Source organism: Zobellella taiwanensis (assembly GCF_003012795.1).
Taxonomy (GTDB): domain Bacteria; phylum Pseudomonadota; class Gammaproteobacteria; order Enterobacterales; family Aeromonadaceae; genus Oceanimonas; species Oceanimonas taiwanensis.
In genome coordinates this window covers 106439-126515 of sequence record NZ_PXYH01000004.1, presented here as the reverse complement: position 1 = coordinate 126515, position 20077 = coordinate 106439, and the positions used below count along the sequence as shown (strand labels likewise).

The window sequence follows — 20077 nt, the reverse complement described above, 5'->3', positions numbered from 1 at the left end:
ACTTGATCCTTGTGTCCGTTCGCCCTAAAGACGAGCAATATCATTAAACAGTGCCAGCCCCATCAGCAACATCAGCAGGGCCGCCCCAATCTTGAAACCGATTTCCTGTATTTTTTCCGGCACCGGGCGCCCGGTGACCGCTTCGACCAGATAGAACAACAGGTGGCCCCCATCCAGCACCGGCAAGGGCAACAGGTTGATAATGCCCAGGTTGACACTGACCAGCGCCATAAAGCTCAGGAAATACACCAGGCCAAAGTCGGCGCTGGCCCCCGCTCCCTTGGCGATGGAAATGGGACCGCTCAGGTTGTCGACCGAGACGATGCCGGTAAGCAGCTTGCCGATCATGTTGAAGGTCAGCACCGTCAGCTCCCAGGTCCGTTCCATCCCGGCCCAGACCGCCTGCAGGGGACCGTGGCTGAGTTCGAACCGGTAACGGTCATCGACCGGCAGCACTTGCGGCGCCAGGCCGACGTAGCCTATTACCTGGTCGCGGGTTTCCCGCCGTTCCGGCAACAGCGACAAGCTCAGGCTCTGACCCTGGCGCAGCACCACAAGTTCCAGCGCCTGTTCCGGGGAGGCCTGCACCAGGGATACAAATTGTTCCCAGTTTTCCAGCCGCTGGCCGTTGACCGAATACAGCTGGTCGTCGGCGAGCAGGCCGGCCCGCTCGCCGGGGCCCTCTTCCATCACCTGGGCCAGATCCAGGGTCAGGGTTGGCCCCTCGGGCACCAGGCCAAGCGCGGTGATCGGCGAGGTCTCGTCCGGGTTGAACTGCCAGTGCTGCAGCGGTACCACCAGTTCCTGGCGGCGGCCGCCGTCGTCCTGCACCGAAAAACGGGTCTGGCCGGCGCCGAGACGGCCGATCAGGGCAAAATTGACATCTTCCCAGGTACGTATTTCACGGCCGTCGATGGCCAGGATTTCCATGCCCGGCGCCAGGCCGCCCTCGGCCGCCGGCGACTCGGCCACCACCTGCTGCAGCACCGGCTTTACCGCCGGCACCCCGATCAGGAACATCAGCCAGAAGGCGAATATTGCAAACAGGAAATTGGCCATGGGACCGGCCACCACTATCGCCATGCGCGCCCACACCGATTTGCTGTCGAACGCCTGGTGGCGCTGCTCGGGCGGAACCTCGTCAACCCGGCCGTCGAGCATTTTCACATAGCCGCCCAGCGGTATCATGGCCACCACATATTCGGTGCCGTCCTTGCCCAGACGCCGCCAGATGGGGCGGCCAAAGCCGATGGAAAAACGCTCTACCTTCACCCCGTTGCGCCGGGCCACCCAGAAGTGGCCGAACTCGTGTACCGCCACCAAGATGCCGAGCGCAACGATAAAGGCGCCCAGGTTCCACAATATGCCGGTCATAACCCCTTCCTGATCAGGTCGCCGGCCAGCAGGCGGGCCTGCCGGTCCAGTTCGAGAATGTCGTCCAGGCTGTCGGCCCGGGTCGTGCCCAACCGCTCGACCACAGCCCGGTTGACCCGGGCGATGGCCATAAAACCGAGCCGGCCTGCCAGAAAGGCCGCCACCGCCGCCTCATTGGCGGCGTTGAGCGCCGTGGTGGCCCCCTGCCCCGCGGCACAGGCGTCGATGGCCAGTTGCAGGCAGGGGTAGCGGGCCAGGTCCGGCGCCATAAAGCTCAGCTCGCCGAGGCGGGTAAAATCCAGCGGCGCCACGCCGGAGGCGATGCGCTCGGGCCAGGCCAGGGCGTGGGCAATGGGCGTCATCATATCGGGCTGGCCGAGCTGGGCCAATACGGAACCATCCGAGTACTGCACCATGGAATGGATCACCGACTGGGGGTGGATCAGCACCTGCAGCTGATCCGCCGAGGCGTTAAACAGCCAGCGCGCCTCTATGTATTCCAGCCCCTTGTTCATCATGGTGGCCGAGTCCACCGAAATCTTGGGCCCCATGCTCCAGTTGGGATGGTTGATGGCCTGGGCCGGAGTCACCGCCGCCAGCTCCTCCACCGGGGTGTAGCGAAAGGGCCCACCGGAGCCGGTGAGCAGGATGCGCTCAACTCCCATATCGGCCAGGCGGCCGCGGCCCGGCGTGTGCTGCAGCTCGGGCGGCAGGCACTGGAAAATGGCATTGTGCTCGCTGTCCACCGGCAACAACCGGGCGCCATGCCGGTGCACTGCTTCAATAAACAGCTCGCCGCTCATCACCAGGGCTTCCTTGTTGGCGAGCAGCACCCGCTTGCCGGCCCGCACCGCCGCCAGGGTGGGCAGCAGGCCGGCGGCGCCGACAATGGCCGCCATCACTGTATCCACTTGGGCATCCTCGGCCACCTCGCACAGGGCGCGCGCGCCCTCCAGGACCCGGGTCGGGCAACCCTGCTGCGCCAGCCGGCGACGCAGCTCGGCGGCCGCGGTTTCATCGGCCATCACCGCATAGCGGGGGCTGAATTCCAGGCAGTCGGCATACATCCTTTCCACCTGCCGGCCGGCGGTCAGCGCAAACAGCGAAAACCGCCCGGGATGGCGCCGCACCACGGCCAGGGTACTCTGGCCGATGGAGCCGCTGGCGCCCAGTATGGTCAGCGTGGTCATGGTTTATCCCCGCTCCAGCAAGTGCACAATAACAATAAAGACCGGCAAGGCGGCGGTCAGGCTGTCAATCCGGTCCATGATGCCGCCATGACCGGGAAGGATATGGCCGGAATCCTTGATGCCGGCTTCCCGCTTGAACATGCTTTCCACCAGATCGCCCAGCACCGAGGCCAGCACCGCCAGCACCGAGGCCAGCAGCAGCACGCCGCTGTCGCGCAGCGGCAGGCCCAGGGTCTGGGTTACCACCAGCGCCAGCAGGCTGGCGGACAGAACCCCGCCAAGCATGCCCTCTATGGTTTTGCCCGGGCTGACCCGGGGGCACAGCTTGCGCCGGCCGATGCCCTTGCCGACAAAATAGGCGCCGGTATCGGCCACCCATACCAGGGACATCACAAACAGCAGCAGCCAGGCACCGTAATAGGGATTGTGCTCATACTGGTAGCTGCGCAGCACCAGCAGTGCCCAGAAAAAGGGGATCAGGCTGAGCAGGGCAAACAGGGCCTTGAGCCAGAGGTGCTCTCGCCACAGGTCGGCGGAGCGGGGATAGGCCAGCACCAACCCCAGGGCCACCAGCCACCAGAGGGCGCCGCCATAAAGCACCCAGGCCACCCAGGGGTGCAACCCCTCGGCCCAGATCCGCTCGATGGGCACACTGGCCATCAGGGCCATCAGCACCATGGCCAGGAACACCATTACCACATTGGCTTTGCGGCTGTCGATGAAACGCCCCCACTCCCGGCCGGCCAGCAGGAATACGCCGGTGGCGAACAGGGCGAAAAAAGGCAGGGGCAACAGAAAGATGGCACCCAGCACCAGGGGAATAAGGCACAGGGCCGTGATGATTCTGAGCTTCAGCAAGAATGATCCTCTCTCGTCATGCCTGGCCGTCCGCGACCAGGGCACGGATTTGTGCCCCGGTACAGCCAAAGCGGCGTTCCCGTCCTACGAAGGCGGCCACCGCCTCGCTGAAGGACTCCTCGCCGAAGTCGGGCCAGAGCACGGGGGTAAAATACAGCTCGGCGTAGGCCAGTTGCCAAAGCAGAAAATTGCTGATGCGCTGCTCGCCGCCGGTGCGGATCAGCAGATCCACCGGGGCCAGATCGGCCAGCTGTAACTGCGCATCGAGCAAGGGCTCGGTAATGTCGCCGGGCACCAGCCGCCCCGCCGCCACCGCCTCGGCCAGGGCCCGGGCGGCCTGGGTAATATCCCAGCGCCCGCCGTAATTGGCGGCGATATTGAGGGTCAGGCCGGTATTGCCGGCGGTCAGCCGTTCGGCATCGTCAATCTTGCGCTGGAGGTGCTCGCTGAAGGCGCCGCGTTCGCCGATAATCCGCAGCCGGATATTGTTACGATGCAGCTTGCGGACTTCCGAGCCCAGCACGGCGATAAACAGGCTCATCAGGGCGCTGACCTCGTCTTCCGGGCGGCGCCAGTTTTCGCTGGAAAAGGCGAACAGGGTCAGGGCGTCGAGCTTCAGCTTGTAGGCAAAGGTCACCGCCTCGCGTACCGATTTGACTCCCGCCTTGTGGCCGGATACCCGCAGTTTGCCGCGCTGCTCGGCCCAGCGGCCATTGCCGTCCATGATGATGGCGACGTGGCGGGGAAGCTGGGGCTGGCCGTCGAATGCTGCCGTTGCTGGCATTAAATTACTCCTGCACAAAGACAAACGCCGTGCAGGCAGCTACACGGCGTCGGCTACTATACCTGATGTAAGTATCAGATTTCCATTAACTCTTTCTCTTTGGCGGCGAGTGCTTCGTCCACCAGCTTGATGAAGAGATCGGTCAGTTTCTGGATATCATCCTGGGCGCGACGGTCGTCGTCCTCGGAAATTTCCTTGTCTTTCAACAGCGCTTTCAGATCGCTGTTGGCATCGCGGCGGATGTTGCGGATGGCCACCCGGCCCTGTTCGGCCTCGGCGCGCACCACCTTGATCAGATCCTTGCGGCGCTCTTCGGTCAGCGCCGGCAGCGGAATGCGGATGGTGGTGCCGGCACTGGAAGGATTGAGGCCCAGGTCAGACATCATGATGGCCTTTTCCACCGCCTGGATCATGGAACGATCGAACACCGTCACCGCCAGGGTACGGGAGTCTTCGGTGGTCACGTTGCCCACCTGCTTGAGAGGGGTGGACGCGCCGTAATAATCCACATAAATGGTGTCGAGCAGGCTGGGATGGGCCCGGCCGGTACGTACCTTGTTCATCTGGCCCTTCAGGGCTTCCACGCTTTTTTCCATACGCACTTTGGCGTCGTTCTTAATCTCGTTAATCACTGTCTTTATCCTATGGCTATGACTTGAAGAGGCAGCGGCCGCGAATTATTTACGACAGATGAGGGTCCCTTCGGTCTCCCCCATCACGGCGCGGCGCAACGCACCCGGCTTGTTCATATTAAAGACCCGGATCGGCAGGTTGTGATCCCGCGCCAGGGTAAAGGCGGCCAGATCCATCACTTTGAGTTCGCGATCCAGCACTTCGTTGTAGTCGAGATGATGGAACAGTTCGGCATCGGGGTTTTTCATGGGGTCGTCACTGAACACCCCATCCACCTTGGTGGCTTTCAGCACCACGTCGGCCTCGATTTCGATGCCGCGCAGGCAGGCGGCCGAGTCGGTGGTAAAGAAGGGATTGCCGGTGCCGGCGGAGAAGATCACCACCCGGCCCTTGCGCAACAGGCTGATGGCTTCCGCCCAGTTGTAGCTGTCGCACATCCCTTCCAGGGTAATGGCGGACATCAGGCGAGCATTCACATAAGCACGGTGCAGGGCATCACGCATGGCCAGGCCGTTCATCACGGTGGCCAACATACCCATGTGGTCGCCCACCACGCGGTTCATCCCCGCCTTGGCCAGGCCCGCCCCACGGAACAGGTTGCCACCGCCGATCACCAGGCCGACCTGGACGCCCAATTCAACCAGTTCCTTGATTTCCTGCGCCATACGCTCCAGTACGGCGGGATCGATACCAAAGCCTTCCTCTCCCTGCAGCGCTTCGCCGCTGAGTTTGAGAAGAATGCGTCTGTATGCGGGTTTGGGATTGGTACTCATGCTTTTCTATTCCTGGTCATAGAAAGACCGCGACGGGTGTCGCGGTCTGGATAGCATTAAAATAGCAGGGATTAACCCTTGGCGGCAGCGATTTGCGCCTGAACTTCGGCGGCGAAGTCTTCTTCCTTGCGCTCGATGCCCTCGCCCACTTCAAAGCGGACGAAGCCCAGGGCGTCGGCACCTTTCTGCTTGAGCACATCGGCCACGGACACGGAAGGATCCTTGACGAAGGGCTGGCCGGTGAGGGAGATTTCGCCGGTGAACTTCTTCATGCGGCCTTCCACCATCTTCTCGGCGATCTCTTTCGGCTTGCCGGAGTTGACGGCGATTTCCACCTGGATTTCGCGCTCTTTGGCGACCACTTCGTCGGACACGTCTTCGGGCTTGACGAACTGCGGGCTGCAGGCAGCCACGTGCATGGCCACGTCTTTGGCCACTTCTTCGTCACCGCCTTTCAGATTGACGATAACGCCGATGCGGGTGCCGTGCAGGTAGGTGGTCAGGTTGTCGCCTTCCACCAGCACCACGCGGCGCAGGCTCATGTTCTCGCCGATTTTGGCGATCAGGTTGGTCAGGGCGGTTTCGACGTTTTCACCGTTCTCGAACTCGGCGGCTTTCAGCGCGTCCAGATCGTTGATTTTGCCGGCCAGGGCGATATCGGCCACTTTCTCGCCGAAGGCGCGGAAACCGGCGTCCTTGGCAACGAAGTCGGTTTCGCTGTTCAGCTCAACCATCACGGCGGTGTTGCCGGCCTGACGGACCAGGATGATACCTTCGGCGGCGATACGACCGGCTTTCTTGGCGGCTTTGGCCTGGCCGGACTTGCGCATGTCTTCGATGGCCTTCTCGATGTCGCCATTGGCTTCGATCAGGGCTTTTTTACAATCCATCATGCCGGCGCCGGTGCGCTCGCGCAGTTCTTTTACCAGGGCGGCGGTAATATTTGCCATCTCTAATGTCCTCGGTCTTGGTCTACAAGAAAACAGGGGCACGAGGCCCCTGTTAACCCATTACTTTCGTATGGTTAATAAAGGCTTAAGCGATTCGCTCAGACTTTATTATTCTTCAACGACGTAGTTGTCTTCGGCTTGCACGGCCAGGTCTTGCGCACGAGCGGCAGCCACGGCGTCAGCAGCGGCGTTCAGGTACAGCTGAACGGCGCGGATGGCGTCATCGTTACCAGGGATGATGTAGTCGACGCCGTCCGGGTTGGAGTTGGTGTCCACTACCGCAACCACGGGAATACCCAGGTTGTTGGCTTCCTTGATGGCGATGTGCTCGTGATCGGCATCGATGACGAACAGTACGTCGGGCAGACCGCCCATGTCCTTGATACCGCCCAGGGATTTCTCCAGCTTTTCCATTTCGCGAGTACGCATCAGCGCCTCTTTCTTGGTCAGCTTGTCGAAGGTACCGTCCTGAGACTGGGTTTCCAGCTCTTTCAGGCGGCTGATGGACTGACGCACGGTTTTCCAGTTGGTCAGCATGCCACCCAGCCAGCGGTGGTTGACATAGAACTGATCACACTTGGTCGCGGCTTCTTTGACGGCTTCAGAGGCTGCGCGCTTGGTACCAACAAACAGGATTTTGCCCTTGCGTGAGGCAACGCTGCCCAGGTAGTTCAGGGCGTCGTTGAACAGGGGAACTGTTTTTTCCAGGTTGATGATGTGAACCCGGTTGCTGGCGCCGAAAATGAAGGGCTTCATCTTGGGGTTCCAGAAACGGGTCTGGTGACCAAAGTGAACGCCGGCTTTCAGCATGTCGCGCATAGATACTTGTGCCATGATTTCCTCTAATAAAGTATTGGGTTAGGCCTCCACACATCCCATGACTCCGACCCGCAGGCACCCTGGAGCATGTGCCGATGTGTGTGTGTGTTAAAAAGTGAATGTTGTGTGACACGGCCAGGCCACAGGCATGGCTGTCACGGCGCGCTTTATACCATAAAGCGCCCGCCCGCACCAGCGCCGGCGGCGATTTCGCTACTGGAAGTTGCCGGCGCCAGGGGTTACACTTTTGGCCCCTTGAGGCCGGGACAAGCCGGCGCCGGGCCCGTATTGAGCGCTCCGGCGCGCGACCAGGCCAGTCCTGTTTCACGGCGGCAACCACGACCGGCCAGGATGCACGGAGGCGACCAGGGCCGGCCCACAACAGTCAGAGACGAGTATGAGCATAGTCATAAAAACCCCGGAAGAAATCGAAAAAATGCGCGTGGCCGGCCGGCTGGCCGCGGAAGTGCTGGAAATGATCGAACCCCATGTCCAGCCCGGCGTGACCACGGACGAACTCAACCGCATCTGCCATGACTATATCGTCAACGAGCAGCAGGCCATTCCGGCGCCGCTCAACTATCACGGTTTTCCCAAGTCCATCTGCACCTCGGTCAACCATGTGATCTGCCACGGTATTCCGTCCGACAAGAAGCTCAAGGACGGCGACATCATCAATATCGACATTACCGTCATCAAGGACGACTACCACGGCGACACCTCCAGGATGTTTATCGTGGGCAAGCCGAGCATCATGGCCGAGCGGCTGTGCCGGGTGACCCAGGAATGCATGGAAATCGGCATTAAAATGGTCAAGGACGGTGTTCGCCTGGGGGACATTGGCGCCGCCATTCAGAAACACGCCGAAGCCCATCACTACTCTGTGGTGCGGGAATACTGCGGCCATGGCATCGGCAAGGAATTCCACGAGGAGCCCCAGGTGCTGCACTACGGCAAGCCGGGCACCGGCGAGGTACTGAAGGCCGGCATGTGCCTGACCATTGAACCCATGATCAACGTGGGCAAGCGCCACAGCAAGATGCTGGGCGACGGCTGGACCGTAGTCACCAAGGACCGCAGCCTGTCGGCCCAGTATGAGCACACCATACTGGTGACCGAAACCGGCTGCGAAGTGCTGACCCTGCGTAAAGACGACACCCTGCCGCGGATTATCACCGCCTGACTGTAATGCGAAGCAGCAACGCGGTTGCGCTCCGCCGACACGCTTCAAGCCCATCCATGGGGCGCTCGGCAAATGCCATCCTTGGCATTTGACGGTCGGCTACGGCAATCCCCGCTGCTGCTTCGAGAAGCCTCGGAGGTGCCTGTTTGACGACCGGCGGCTCCGAGGTCAAACCCAGGAGGGCAGAGGGCACTGTTTCGCCGTGCCCTCTGCGCCATGGATGGCGCAGTGGAGCCTACATGGACGTATTCACGGCGTGCCGGCGAAACAGTGCCCTGTGTCCGACGAAGTGCACGGCCAGACAGCAAACCTTTGTCATCCGCCTATTCTGTATAACAAAGCAGCTACCCCATGAAACCCAACCTTAGCCGCCGCCCCCGCAGGCCCGCGCCGAAAAAGCCCGCCGGCCCAACCGTGACCCTGCTGTTGAACAAGCCCTATATGGTGCTGTGCCAGTTTACCGACGGCGATGGCCGCCAGACCCTGGCCGACTATGTGGATGTACCCGGCGTCTATGCCGCCGGCCGGCTGGACCGGGACAGCGAGGGCCTGCTGGTGCTGACCAACGACGGCGCCCTCAACGCCCGTTTAACCCAGCCCGGACGTAAGACCGAAAAGACCTATTGGGTGCAGGTGGAAGGCGTGCCCACCGAGGCCGATTTAGATAAACTGCGCCATGGCGTTACCCTTAACGACGGCCCCACCCTGCCGGCCAGGGTGCGCTTGATGCCGGAGCCCGCGGTATGGCCGCGGGTGCCGCCCATCCGCGAGCGCCAGGCCATTCCCACCAGCTGGCTGGAGATTGACATCACCGAGGGACGCAACCGCCAGGTACGGCGCATGACCGCCCATATCGGCTTTCCCACCCTGCGGCTTATTCGCTATGCCGTGGGCGACTGGACCCTCGGCGACCTGCAGCCCGGACAATGGAGAACACTATGAGCCATGCGGTGACCCTGGCGGTGATAGTGCGCGCCGGTGAACGTTTCTTGATGGTGGAAGAGTGGCAGCAGGGGCGCATCATGTTCAACCAGCCCGCCGGCCACCTGGAGCCGGGCGAGGATCTGCTGGCCGGCGCCCGCCGCGAATTGCTGGAAGAAACCGGCCTGTCCCTGCCCATCGGGCAGGCGGTGGGCATCTACCAGTACCAGGCGCCGGACAACGGCAAGCACTTTGTGCGCTTTACCTTCTGTGTGGAAGTGGCCGAGCCGCTGGCCACCCACCCCCAGGATCCGGACGGCGACATCATCCGCTGCCACTGGCTGACCCTGGCCGAGATCGAGGCCCTGGGTAACCAGTTGCGCAGCCCGCTTATTCTCGCCTCGTTCCGGGATTACCTGGCCGGGGCGCGTTTTCCGCTGGACGTGTTGAAAAGCGTGAGGCGTGAAGCGTGAGGGGAACGCCGCTCCCTGGAGCGCAGGCGGCTCGCCTGCATTCCCGCACAGCGGGAACCCTCGGGCTTGCAAAGCACACTCCAGCCTCGGCATAACACCCATGCGGGCGGGCCGCCCGCGCTCCAATGCCCCGTGCAGATAATCAGCCGGGCTTGCGGCTTAAACCACGCCTCCCCCTTACGGCATTTGTCTGGTAAAATACCGCCCGTTTTGCTAACAGGTAACGGGCGCGTATGAGCGATAACAGTCAGCTAAAAGTGATTGTCGGCATGTCCGGCGGTGTGGATTCCTCGGTGTCGGCCTGGCTGCTGCAACAGCAGGGCTACCAGGTGGAAGGCCTGTTCATGAAGAACTGGGAAGAAGACGACACCGACGAGTATTGCTCCGCCGCCGAGGATCTGCGTGACGCCCAGGCGGTGTGCGACAAGCTCGGCATCGAGCTTCACACCATCAACTTCGCCGCCGAGTACTGGGACAACGTGTTCGAGCACTTCCTGGCCGAGTACCAGGCCGGGCGCACGCCCAACCCGGACATCCTGTGCAACAAGGAAATCAAGTTCAAGGCCTTCCTGGAGTTTGCCGCCGAGGATCTGGGCGCCGACTATATCGCCACCGGCCACTACGTGCGCCGCAGCTTCGACGACCAGCCCAAACTGCTACGCGGCCTGGACGGCAACAAGGATCAGAGCTACTTCCTCTATACCCTGAGCTCCCAACAGGTGGCCAAGAGCCTGTTCCCGGTGGGCGAGCTGGAAAAGCCCGAGGTGCGCCGCATCGCCGAACAGCTCGGCCTGGTGACCGCCAAGAAGAAGGACTCCACCGGCATCTGCTTTATCGGCGAGCGCAAATTCCGCGACTTCCTGGCCCGCTACCTGCCCGCCCAGCCGGGCAATATTGAAACCGTGGCCGGCGAGGTCATCGGCACGCACCAGGGGCTGATGTACCACACCCTGGGCCAGCGCAAGGGCCTTGGTATCGGCGGCCTCAAAAACGCCACCGACGATCCCTGGTATGTGGTGGACAAGGATCTGGAACGCAACGTGCTGGTGGTGGCCCAGGGCGATCATCCCCGTCTCTATTCCCATGGCCTTATCGCCCGCCAGCTGCACTGGGTGGACCGCCGGCCGGTCACGGCCCCCCTGCGCTGTACGGTAAAAACCCGCTACCGCCAGGCCGACATTCCCTGCCTGGTGGAGCCGGTGGACGCCGACACCATCCGGGTCACCTTCGACAGTCCCCAGGCCGCGGTGACGCCGGGCCAGTCCGCCGTATTCTACCAGGGCGAGATCTGCCTGGGCGGCGGCATTATCGAAACCCGATTCAGTCAGGAGCAAGCGTGAGTCACAGTCTGGAAAACCAAACCCTGGCCTTCGCCGGCATCTGCCAGGCGGTCGGCCTGGTACAGCAGGTCGCCCGCCAGGGCAGCATTGAAGACAAGGAAATACTCAAGGCCACCCTCAACAGCATCCTGGTCACCGACGCCGAGCGCTCGCAGGATATCTATGGCGGCCATGGCCAACTGCGCCTGGGCTACCAGACCCTGATCGAACAGCTGAGCAGCGACAGCGCCCAGAAAAACGCCGAACTGACCCGCTATCTGGTGGGCCTGGTGGCGCTGGAACGCAAGCTGGCCCGCCGCCGCGATCTGCTGGCCATGCTGGGCGAGCGCATCAACCAGGTCAAGCGCCAGTTGCACCATTTCGAGCTGCTCGACGAGCAGGTGCTGGCCAACCTGGCCAGCATCTACAGCGACATCGTCAGTCCCCTGGGGCCGCGCATTCAGGTAGCGGGCAACCCCGCCTACCTGCAGCAATCCCTGGTGCAGCACCAGATCCGCGCCCTGCTGCTGGCCGGCATCCGCAGCGCCGTGCTATGGCGCCAGCTCGGCGGCAAGCGCCGCCATATCCTGTTTTCGCGCAAGCGGCTGGTGGCCCAGGCCCAGGCCGCCCTGCGCGACTGAACCTCGTTAGTTACCCCCCAACCTTCAGGAGTCCTTGTTCATGGAATTGTCAGCATTAACGGCCATTTCCCCGGTCGATGGCCGTTACGGCAACAAAACTGAGGCGCTGCGCGCCATTTTCTCCGAGTTCGGTCTGTTGCGTTTCCGCGTGGAAGTGGAAGTCCGCTGGCTACAGGCCCTGGCCGAGCATGCTGAAATCACCGAGGTGCCCGCCCTGTCCGCCGAGGCCAATGCCCTGCTCGACCGCATTGTCGCCGAGTTCAACGAGACCGACGGCCAGCGCATCAAGGACATTGAACGCACCACCAACCATGACGTAAAGGCGGTGGAGTACTTCCTCAAGGAAAAGGTCGAGGCCCTGCCCGAGCTGGCGGCAGTGAGCGAGTTCATCCACTTCGCCTGCACCAGCGAGGACATCAACAACAACGCCCACGCCCTGATGCTGAAGGCCGCCCGGGAAGAAGTGATCGCCCCCTACTGCCGCGAGCTTGTCGACGCGGTCAAGCAACTGGCCCATCAATACCGGGACGTGCCCATGCTGAGCCGCACCCACGGCCAGCCCGCCTCGCCCACCACCCTGGGCAAGGAAATGGCCAACGTGGCCTACCGGCTGGAGCGCCAGTTCAAGCAGATCCTGGCGGTGGAGCTGCTGGCCAAGATCAACGGCGCCGTGGGCAACTACAACGCCCATATGTCCGCCTACCCGGAAGTGGACTGGCACGCCTTCGCCGAGCGCTTCGTCACCCGCCTGGGCCTGACCTGGAACCCCTACACCACCCAGATCGAGCCCCACGACTACATTGCCGAGCTGTTCGACGCCCTGGCCCGCTTCAACACCATCCTCATCGACTTCGATCGGGATATCTGGGGCTACATCTCGGTGGGCTACTTCAAGCAGCGTACCGTAGCCGGTGAAATCGGCTCCAGCACCATGCCCCACAAGGTCAACCCCATCGACTTCGAAAACTCCGAAGGCAACCTAGGCCTGGCCAACGCCGTGTTCAACCACCTGGCCGCCAAGCTGCCCATCTCCCGCTGGCAGCGGGATCTGACCGACAGCACTGTGCTGCGCAACCTGGGGGTGGCGGTGGGCTATTCGCTTATCGCCTACCAGGCCACCCTCAAGGGCATCAGCAAGCTGGAAGCCAATCCCCAGGCGCTGGCCGACGATCTGGATCAAAACTGGGAAGTGCTGGCCGAGCCGGTGCAGACGGTAATGCGCCGCTACGGTATCGAAAAGCCCTACGAGAAGCTCAAGGAGCTGACCCGCGGCAAGCGGGTGGATGCCGAGGGCATGCGCGCCTTTATCGACGGCCTGGAGCTGCCCGAGCCGGTGAAGGCCGAGCTGAAAAAGCTGACCCCGGCCAACTACATCGGCCGTGCCATCCAGCTTACCGACGAGCTGAAGTAACGGCACAAACGGTAAGGGGGAGCCCGGGCTCCCCTGGAGCGCAGGCAGCTCGCCTGCGCTCCCGCGCAGCGGAAACCCTCGGCCCCTAGCACCACACCCAAACCACAGCCATAACCCCCATGCGGGCGGGCCGCCCGCATTCCATTGGCCCGGACAACACTCCGGCCCTGGCGCCGCGCTCCGGTTCCTTTCCCCGCCGCGCCTTGGCATAATACTTCGCTATTCTTTAAGCATCCTCCCCACTCCGGCAGGCACCCATGCACAGCGCACTCAAACTGGATATAGAACACTTTCTCGCCCATGACTGGCAACGGCATCCGAGGTTGATCAAGGCCGGTCTGCCCGGTTTCGAGGATCCCCTCAGCCCGGACGAACTGGCCGGGCTGGCGCTGGAGCCTCACATCGAGTCCCGCCGGGTCTGGCGGGACAATGATCGCTGGCAGGCGGAAACCGGCCCCTTCGACAGCTACGACCACCTGGGGGAAACCGACTGGACCCTGCTGGTACAGGCGGTCAACCAGTGGCATCCGGCGGTGCAGGACATCGCCGAGCAATTCCGTTTTATCCCCGGCTGGCGTTTTGACGACGTCATGGTGAGCTTCTCCACCCCGGGTGGTGGCGTTGGGCCCCATATCGACCAATATGGCGTGTTCATTATCCAGGGCGAAGGATGCCGGCGCTGGCGGGTAGGCAAACGCCAGGCCCTGAAGGAGTTCGCGGCCCACGGCGCCCTGCGCCACTGCGAGGACTTCGAGGCGGAAATCGACGAGATGCTGGAGCCCGGCGATATCCTCTATATCCCGCCCGGCTGTCCCCACGAAGGTTATGCGGTGACGCCGGCGCTCAACTATTCGGTGGGCTTTCGCGCTCCCGATGCCCGGGATCTGTTTTCAAGTTTTGCCGATCACCTGCTGGCCCACGAGACGAGCAGCCGCCGCTTCGACGATGCCGGCATGGCTGCCACCCGGGCCCATGGCCGCATCGACCACGCCGTGCTGGACCAGGTTAAAGGACTGATGAGCGAACTGCTCGACGATCCCGCCCGCCTGGCCGACTGGTTCGGCGAAATGATGTCGGAAGCCAAGCACGACCTGGATCTGGAGCCGGCCGAGCCGCTCTACAGCCTGGAAGAGCTGGTGCTGCGCCTGGATCACGGCGATCACCTCTACCGCCTGGGCGGGGTGCGCTGTTTTTATCATGAAGGCAGTGAGCAGCTGTTCTACCTGGACGGCGACCGCTACCAGCTGGCCACCCCCGATGCGGACGCCATTGCCCTGCTGTGCGATCAGGCCCGCATCTGCGGCCCGGAGGTGGCCTACCTGAAGGATCCCCAGAGCCTGCTGGAGCTGTTGTTGCCCCTGGTCAACCAGGGCTACTGGTATTTTGAGGAAGAAGAGGAAGAACAATAAAACCGCAAGAGGCCAGGCCCCTTGCGGCCGGCCCGCTTATCCCCCGTCAAAGGCGGGGTGGTAGCTCACCCGCCCCCGGGGCGCCGGCTGTTTCAGGGCCAGGGCCATAAAGGCGTCCCCCACCCCCGGATAGGCAGACTCCAGCCCCAGCTCGCTCGCCGGGCGAAAACCGAAGCGACGGTAAAAAGCCGGCTCGCCCAGCACCACTATACCGGCCCAGTCCAGCTCGTTGGCCGCGTTGATCGCCTCGCGGATCATCTCGCTGCCCACTCCCTGGCGCTGGCAGTCGGGCCACACGCTCACCGGCGCCAGGCCCAGCCAGCCCAGGTCCTCGCCATCGATCAGCACCGGGCTCATGGCCAGATGGCCGATCACGGCGCCTTCGTATTCAGCCACCTGGCTGACGCTGATGGCTCCCTGCTCGCGCAGGGCCAGCACCAGATCCGCCTCGTCGGGCCGATCGAAGGCGGCAAATACCACTTCGTCGATATCATCGCCGTCGCCCGGACGTTCGGTTCGGCAAATCAGCATAACTCCTCCTAGGGAGCAAGGCGGTCGATGGTCCAGCCATCGTCGCCGCGTTGATAAAGGAAGCGATCGTGCAGCCGGTTTGCGCCGCCCTGCCAGAACTCGATGCTGTCGAAGTGCACCCGGAAGCCGCCCCAGAAGCTCGGCAGGGGCACCTCGCCGCTGGCAAATTTCTGCTTCATTTCCAGGAACTTGGCTTCCAACAGGCCACGGGCGGAAATGCGCGATGACTGCGGGGAAACCCAGGCGCCGATCTGGCTGTCCTTGGGGCGACTGCCGAAATACTTCATGACCTCCACCGTGGTCAGTTTTTCCACCGCTCCGGTCACATGCACCTGGCGCTCCAGCGAATGCCAGGGAAACAGCAGACTGATGCGCGGATTAACCGACAACTGGGACGCCTTGCGGCTGCCGAGGTTGGTGTAGAACACAAAACCCCGCTCGTCCAGGTGCTTGAGCAGGACGATACGCTGGAAGGGCTGGCCGCGCTCGTCCACTGTCGCCACCACCATGGCGGTAGGATCCGCCAGCCCGGCCGCGATGGCCTGCTGCATCCAGGTTTCAAACAATGCCAGTGGGTCGGCCGGCAAATCCTTGCGCCGCAGGCCGCCCCGCAGATATTCCCGTCGGTAATCCGCCAGCTCCATAATCGATGTTTCCCGCTGCCTGAAAGTGGCCACTATTGTGCGTGGGCGTCCCGGGGTTGGCAAGTCCGCGACAGGCGGACAGACAACAAAAAGCCGGGGAAATCCCCGGCTTGGCATGGACTGGCGAGCGCCTTATTCGTTGTCGGCCTGAACCGCTTCGGGGGTGGCGTCCTCGGCGGCAGGGGCATCGGCCTCGGCCGGCTTGTTGGCTTCCTTGATGGACAGGCGGATACGGCCCTGGCGATCGACTTCCAGTACCTTGACCTTGACCTTGTCGCCCACCTTGAGGTGATCGGACACATTCTTGACCCGCTCTTCGGTGATCTGGGAAATGTGCACCAGACCGTCCTTGCCGGGCAGGATGTTGACGAAGGCGCCAAAGTCGGCCAGGCGCACCACCTGACCTTCGTAGATGGTGCCGCTTTCCACTTCCGCGGTCAGCTGTTCGATGCGGCGGATGGCCAGTTTGGCGGCTTCGCCGTCGACGGCGGCGATCTTGACGGTGCCGTCGTCATCCAGCTCGATGGTGGTGCCGGTTTCCTCGGTCAGGGCACGGATGGTAGAGCCGCCCTTGCCGATCACGTCCTTGATCTTTTCGGGGTTGATCTTGATGGTGTGGATGCGCGGCGCAAAATCGGAAATCTCGGCGCGCGGTGCCTGCAGGGCTTCGTCCATCACCTTGAGGATATGCAGCCGGGCGTTGCGGGCCTGTTTCAGGGCCACTTCCATGATCTCTTTGGTGATGCCTTCAATCTTGATGTCCATCTGCAGGGCGGTCACGCCCTCGCTGGTACCGGCCACCTTGAAGTCCATGTCGCCCAGGTGATCTTCGTCACCCAGGATGTCGGACAGCACCACGAAACCTTCTTCTTCCTTCACCAGGCCCATGGCGATACCGGCCACGGAGGCCTTGATGGGTACACCGGCATCCATCAGCGCCAGAGAGGTGCCGCAGACGGAGGCCATGGAGGAAGAGCCGTTGGACTCGGTGATCTCGGACACCACGCGCACGGTATAGGGGAACTCGTCCTGGCTCGGCATCACGGCGGCGACGCCGCGCTTGGCCAGGCGGCCGTGACCGATTTCCCGGCGCTTGGGGCTGCCGACCATGCCGGTCTCGCCCACGCAGTAGGGCGGGAAGTTGTAGTGCAGCATAAAGCGGTTGGCGCGCTCGCCGGTCAGCTCGTCAATCAGCTGGGCGTCCCGCTCGGTGCCCAGGGTGGCGGCGACCAGGGCCTGGGTTTCACCGCGGGTGAACAGGGCCGAGCCGTGGGTCCGGGGCAGCAGGCCGGTGGCCGCATTGATGGCGCGGATCATGTCGGGCTCGCGGCCATCGATACGCGGCTCGCCACGCACCACCCGGCCGCGGACTATGGTCTTCTCCAGCTTGCCCAGCAGCTCCTGGATTTCCTTGATTTCCGCTTCCGGCGACTGCTCCAGCACGGCGGCCTGAACCCGGGCCTTGATGTCGCTGATGGCGTCACGGCGGGCGGTTTTGTCGGTGATGCGGTAGGCTTCGCCCAGCTCGGCGGTGGCCAGCTCGGCTACCTTGGCCTTGAGCGCCTCGTTTTCGGCCTTGGGTTGCCAGTCCCAGGGCTGGGTGCCTACTTCGGCGGCGAATTCATTGATGGCGGTAATGGCGGTCTGCATCTGCTCGTGACCATACATCACGGCGCCCAGCATCACTTCTTCGGGCAGTACCGAGGCTTCGGATTCCACCATCAGCACGGCACCGGCAGTACCGGCGACCACCAGGTCCAGCTGGCTGCCCTTGAGCTCGCCAATGCTGGGGTTGAGGACGTACTCGCCATTGATGTAACCCACCCGGGCGGCGCCGATGGGGCCGGCGAAGGGAATGCCGGAAATGGCCAGGGCCGCGGAGGTGCCCAGCATGGAGATGATGTCGGGGGCGATTTCAGGATTGGCGGAAACCACGGTGGCGATCACCTGGACTTCGTTTTTGAATCCATCGGGAAACAGCGGACGGATGGGACGGTCGATCAGTCGGGCGGTCAGTGTTTCACCTTCACTGGGACGGCCTTCACGCTTGAAGAAGCTGCCGGGGATACGGCCGGCGGCGTAGGTCCGCTCCTGGTAGTTGACGGTCAGCGGAAAGAAGTCGCGGCTTTCGTCCGCTTCGCGCCGGCCGACGACCGTCACCAGGACGGAGGTGTCGTCGATACTGGCCATGACGGCGCCGGTGGCCTGGCGGGCGATAACGCCGGTTTCAAGGGTGACGGTGTGCTGGCCGTACTGGAAGGTTTTTACGATAGGATTCACGTTGTCGATTCCTTAAATGTTTGGTCTCTTAATTTGCCGGCACAGTATACTTGATACCCGCTGGAATAAACATCCGCGCAGCGTGCGACACGGCGGCCGCCCACGAAAAAGGGGAGCCGAAGCTCCCCTTTTCTGCAAACCGGATGGGTCGATTAACGACGCAGGCCCAGCTTTTCGATCAGTGCACGATAGCGCTCAACGTCTTTGCGCTTGAGGTAGTCCAGCAGGTTGCGGCGCTGGGATACCATGCGCAGCAGGCCGCGACGGCTGTGGTGATCGTGGATGTGCTGCTTGAAGTGACCCTGCAGGTGGTCAATCTGGGCGCTCAGCAGGGCGACCTGAACTTCGGGAGAACCGGTGTCGCCTTCGCCACGGGCAAAGTCGGCAACGATCTGGGCTTTGGTTTCAGCACTTAGTGACATCTTGTTTACTCCACAAACTATGAATGAATTTTCCAGCCGATCACTAATTCAGCCGGAACGAAGGACGGCATTCTACCAGCTAAGCCGGGCTTGGCAACCGGAAAATCACGCCTTCAGCGTACCAGCCGGCGCGGGGCGACCTTGCCGTCGTCGTCGATTTCGCCGACACCGATAAAACGGTGCTCCTCGCCTACCGTCATCCGTACAAAACCGTCCAGAGGCGCACCGGCCACCTGTACCGCCTGGCCCTGCAGCAGATAGCCGGCCACCAGCTCCGACAGGTTCACCTCGGGCAGGCCCTGTACCGCCGTGTCCATCGGCAACAACAGCGGATCCAGCTCCAGCCGGGGGGAGGTATCGCTGGCCTTGCAGTTGTCGAGGATGCACTGCAATTGCTCCAGGGTCAGCATCCGCTCGGCAGGATAACCGGCCACCGCCAGCCGGCGCAGCATGGTGACATGGGCGCCGCAGCCCAGGCGCTCGCCCAGGTCGTCCACTATGGTACGGATATAAGTGCCCTTGCTGCAGTGGATTTCCAGCTCCACCTCGTCACCGTCAAAACGCAGCAGCTTGAGCTCGTAGACGGTGATGGGGCGCGCCTCCCGCGGCACTTCAATGCCTTCCCGGGCGTACTGGTACAGGGGCTTGCCCTGGTACTTGAGCGCCGAGTACATGGAAGGCACCTGCTCGATATCGCCACGAAAATGATCCAGCGCCTCGATAAGCTCACCGGCGGCGACATTCACCGGCCGGGTCTGCACCACTTCACCGTCGGCATCGCTGGTGTCGGTGCGCTGGCCCAGTTTGGCCACCACCCGGTAGCGCTTGTCCGCCTCCAGCAGGAACTGGGAAAACTTGGTCGCCTCGCCCAGGCAAATGGGCAACATGCCGGTGGCCAGGGGATCCAGGGCTCCGGTGTGGCCCGCCTTGGCGGCGGCGTAGATGCGCTTGACCTGCTGCAGGGCATCGTTGGAAGTGATGCCCGCCGGCTTGTCCAGCAACAGGATGCCGTCCACTTCACGGCCACGAAAACGACGCTGACGACCCATCTCAGTTCTGTTCCTCTTGCTCTTCCTCATCATCCCGGCCGGCGCTGCGACGCTGGTCTTCGGCGATGGTGCTCGACACCAGGGTGGAAATGCGCATGCCCTCCACCAGGCTCTGGTCGTAGACGAAACGCAGCTCGGGCGTCACCCGCAGCCGCACCGCCTTGGCCACCAGGCTGCGGATATAGCCGCTGGCATCCTTCAGGGCCGCCATGCCTGTTTCGATCCGTTCGGCATCATTTTCCAGAAAGGTGACGAACACCTTGGCGTAGTTGAGGTCTTTGGAGACTTCGACGCCGGACACGGTCACCATGCCCAGTCGCTCGTCTTTGATTTCCCGCTGCAGGATCATCGCAATTTCTTTTTGCAGTTCCTGCCCGACCCGGCGGGTACGGCTGAATTCTCTGGCCATTGCT

At 62.6% G+C, this 20077-nt stretch carries 20 protein-coding genes and 1 pseudogene; 7 read left to right on the top strand and 14 right to left on the bottom strand.

Features of this window, described 5'->3' with window-relative positions:
• Positions 1-24: 24 nt before the first annotated feature.
• The 8 genes from rseP to rpsB form a co-directional block, all read right to left on the bottom strand.
• Positions 25-1374, bottom strand: coding sequence for a sigma E protease regulator RseP (rseP, locus tag C7I36_RS04235; protein WP_106452484.1), 1350 nt, complete (start codon positions 1372-1374; stop codon positions 25-27).
• Positions 1371-2564: a 1-deoxy-D-xylulose-5-phosphate reductoisomerase gene (gene ispC, locus C7I36_RS04230; protein WP_106452483.1), complete on the bottom strand. Its 1194-nt coding sequence runs from the start codon at positions 2562-2564 to the stop codon at positions 1371-1373. The genes rseP and ispC overlap by 4 nt, the downstream gene beginning before the upstream one ends.
• A 3-nt stretch (positions 2565-2567) precedes the next feature.
• Entirely contained in the window at positions 2568-3422 is an 855-nt protein-coding gene (locus C7I36_RS04225; protein WP_106452482.1) for a phosphatidate cytidylyltransferase, read from the bottom strand.
• A gap of 16 nt (positions 3423-3438) precedes the next feature.
• The gene (uppS, locus tag C7I36_RS04220; RefSeq protein ID WP_106452481.1) at positions 3439-4206 is read right to left on the bottom strand and encodes a polyprenyl diphosphate synthase; all 768 of its coding nucleotides are present in this window, start codon (positions 4204-4206) and stop codon (positions 3439-3441) included.
• A 74-nt stretch (positions 4207-4280) separates the two neighbouring features.
• Positions 4281-4838 (bottom strand): ribosome recycling factor, encoded by a 558-nt coding sequence (gene frr, locus C7I36_RS04215; protein WP_106452480.1) that lies wholly within the window; start codon positions 4836-4838, stop codon positions 4281-4283.
• A 45-nt stretch (positions 4839-4883) separates the two neighbouring features.
• Positions 4884-5612 carry a UMP kinase gene (gene pyrH / locus C7I36_RS04210; protein ID WP_106452479.1) on the bottom strand — a complete coding sequence of 243 codons (729 nt, stop codon included), beginning with the start codon at positions 5610-5612 and terminating at the stop codon, positions 4884-4886.
• A 71-nt stretch (positions 5613-5683) separates the two neighbouring features.
• Positions 5684-6562 (bottom strand): translation elongation factor Ts, encoded by an 879-nt coding sequence (tsf, locus tag C7I36_RS04205; protein WP_106452478.1) that lies wholly within the window; start codon positions 6560-6562, stop codon positions 5684-5686.
• Between the two features lie 108 nt (positions 6563-6670).
• The gene (gene rpsB / locus C7I36_RS04200) at positions 6671-7396 is read right to left on the bottom strand and encodes a 30S ribosomal protein S2 (protein ID WP_106452477.1); all 726 of its coding nucleotides are present in this window, start codon (positions 7394-7396) and stop codon (positions 6671-6673) included.
• Between the two features lie 382 nt (positions 7397-7778).
• On the opposite strand from rpsB, the gene map reads away from it, so the two are divergent.
• From map to C7I36_RS04165, 7 genes and pseudogenes are all read left to right on the top strand, one after another.
• Positions 7779-8564: a type I methionyl aminopeptidase gene (gene map / locus C7I36_RS04195; protein WP_106452476.1), complete on the top strand. Its 786-nt coding sequence runs from the start codon at positions 7779-7781 to the stop codon at positions 8562-8564.
• Between the two features lie 351 nt (positions 8565-8915).
• Positions 8916-9503: pseudogene (locus C7I36_RS04190) on the top strand (pseudouridine synthase); the annotation flags it as partial.
• Positions 9503-9958, top strand: a complete 456-nt coding sequence (locus C7I36_RS04185) for an NUDIX hydrolase (RefSeq protein ID WP_106452475.1) — start codon at positions 9503-9505, stop codon at positions 9956-9958. The pseudogene C7I36_RS04190 and the gene C7I36_RS04185, both read left to right, overlap by 1 nt.
• Before the next feature lie 233 nt (positions 9959-10191).
• On the top strand, positions 10192-11298 hold the full coding sequence (mnmA, locus tag C7I36_RS04180; RefSeq protein ID WP_106452474.1) for a tRNA 2-thiouridine(34) synthase MnmA: 1107 nt from the start codon (positions 10192-10194) through the stop codon (positions 11296-11298).
• On the top strand, positions 11295-11918 hold the full coding sequence (gene hflD / locus C7I36_RS04175) for a high frequency lysogenization protein HflD (protein ID WP_106452473.1): 624 nt from the start codon (positions 11295-11297) through the stop codon (positions 11916-11918). The genes mnmA and hflD overlap by 4 nt, the downstream gene beginning before the upstream one ends.
• A 40-nt stretch (positions 11919-11958) precedes the next feature.
• On the top strand, positions 11959-13329 hold the full coding sequence (gene purB / locus C7I36_RS04170) for an adenylosuccinate lyase (protein ID WP_106452472.1): 1371 nt from the start codon (positions 11959-11961) through the stop codon (positions 13327-13329).
• A gap of 257 nt (positions 13330-13586) precedes the next feature.
• On the top strand, positions 13587-14738 hold the full coding sequence (locus tag C7I36_RS04165) for a ribosomal protein uL16 3-hydroxylase (protein WP_106452471.1): 1152 nt from the start codon (positions 13587-13589) through the stop codon (positions 14736-14738).
• A 36-nt stretch (positions 14739-14774) separates the two neighbouring features.
• On the opposite strand, the gene C7I36_RS04160 is transcribed toward C7I36_RS04165, so the two are convergent.
• From C7I36_RS04160 to rbfA, 6 genes are all read right to left on the bottom strand, one after another.
• Positions 14775-15269 (bottom strand): GNAT family N-acetyltransferase, encoded by a 495-nt coding sequence (locus C7I36_RS04160; RefSeq protein ID WP_106452470.1) that lies wholly within the window; start codon positions 15267-15269, stop codon positions 14775-14777.
• An 8-nt stretch (positions 15270-15277) separates the two neighbouring features.
• Entirely contained in the window at positions 15278-15916 is a 639-nt protein-coding gene (pdxH, locus tag C7I36_RS04155; protein WP_219899596.1) for a pyridoxamine 5'-phosphate oxidase, read from the bottom strand.
• A 129-nt stretch (positions 15917-16045) separates the two neighbouring features.
• Complete coding sequence (pnp, locus tag C7I36_RS04150; RefSeq protein WP_106452468.1) at positions 16046-18193, bottom strand: polyribonucleotide nucleotidyltransferase; 2148 nt, start codon at positions 18191-18193, stop codon at positions 16046-16048.
• 152 nt (positions 18194-18345) lie between these two features.
• The gene (gene rpsO / locus C7I36_RS04145; RefSeq protein ID WP_106452467.1) at positions 18346-18615 is read right to left on the bottom strand and encodes a 30S ribosomal protein S15; all 270 of its coding nucleotides are present in this window, start codon (positions 18613-18615) and stop codon (positions 18346-18348) included.
• 113 nt (positions 18616-18728) lie between these two features.
• Positions 18729-19664 carry a tRNA pseudouridine(55) synthase TruB gene (gene truB / locus C7I36_RS04140; protein ID WP_106452466.1) on the bottom strand — a complete coding sequence of 312 codons (936 nt, stop codon included), beginning with the start codon at positions 19662-19664 and terminating at the stop codon, positions 18729-18731.
• Between the two features lies 1 nt (position 19665).
• Positions 19666-20073, bottom strand: a complete 408-nt coding sequence (gene rbfA, locus C7I36_RS04135; protein WP_106452465.1) for a 30S ribosome-binding factor RbfA — start codon at positions 20071-20073, stop codon at positions 19666-19668.
• Between the last annotated feature and the right edge of the window lie 4 nt (positions 20074-20077).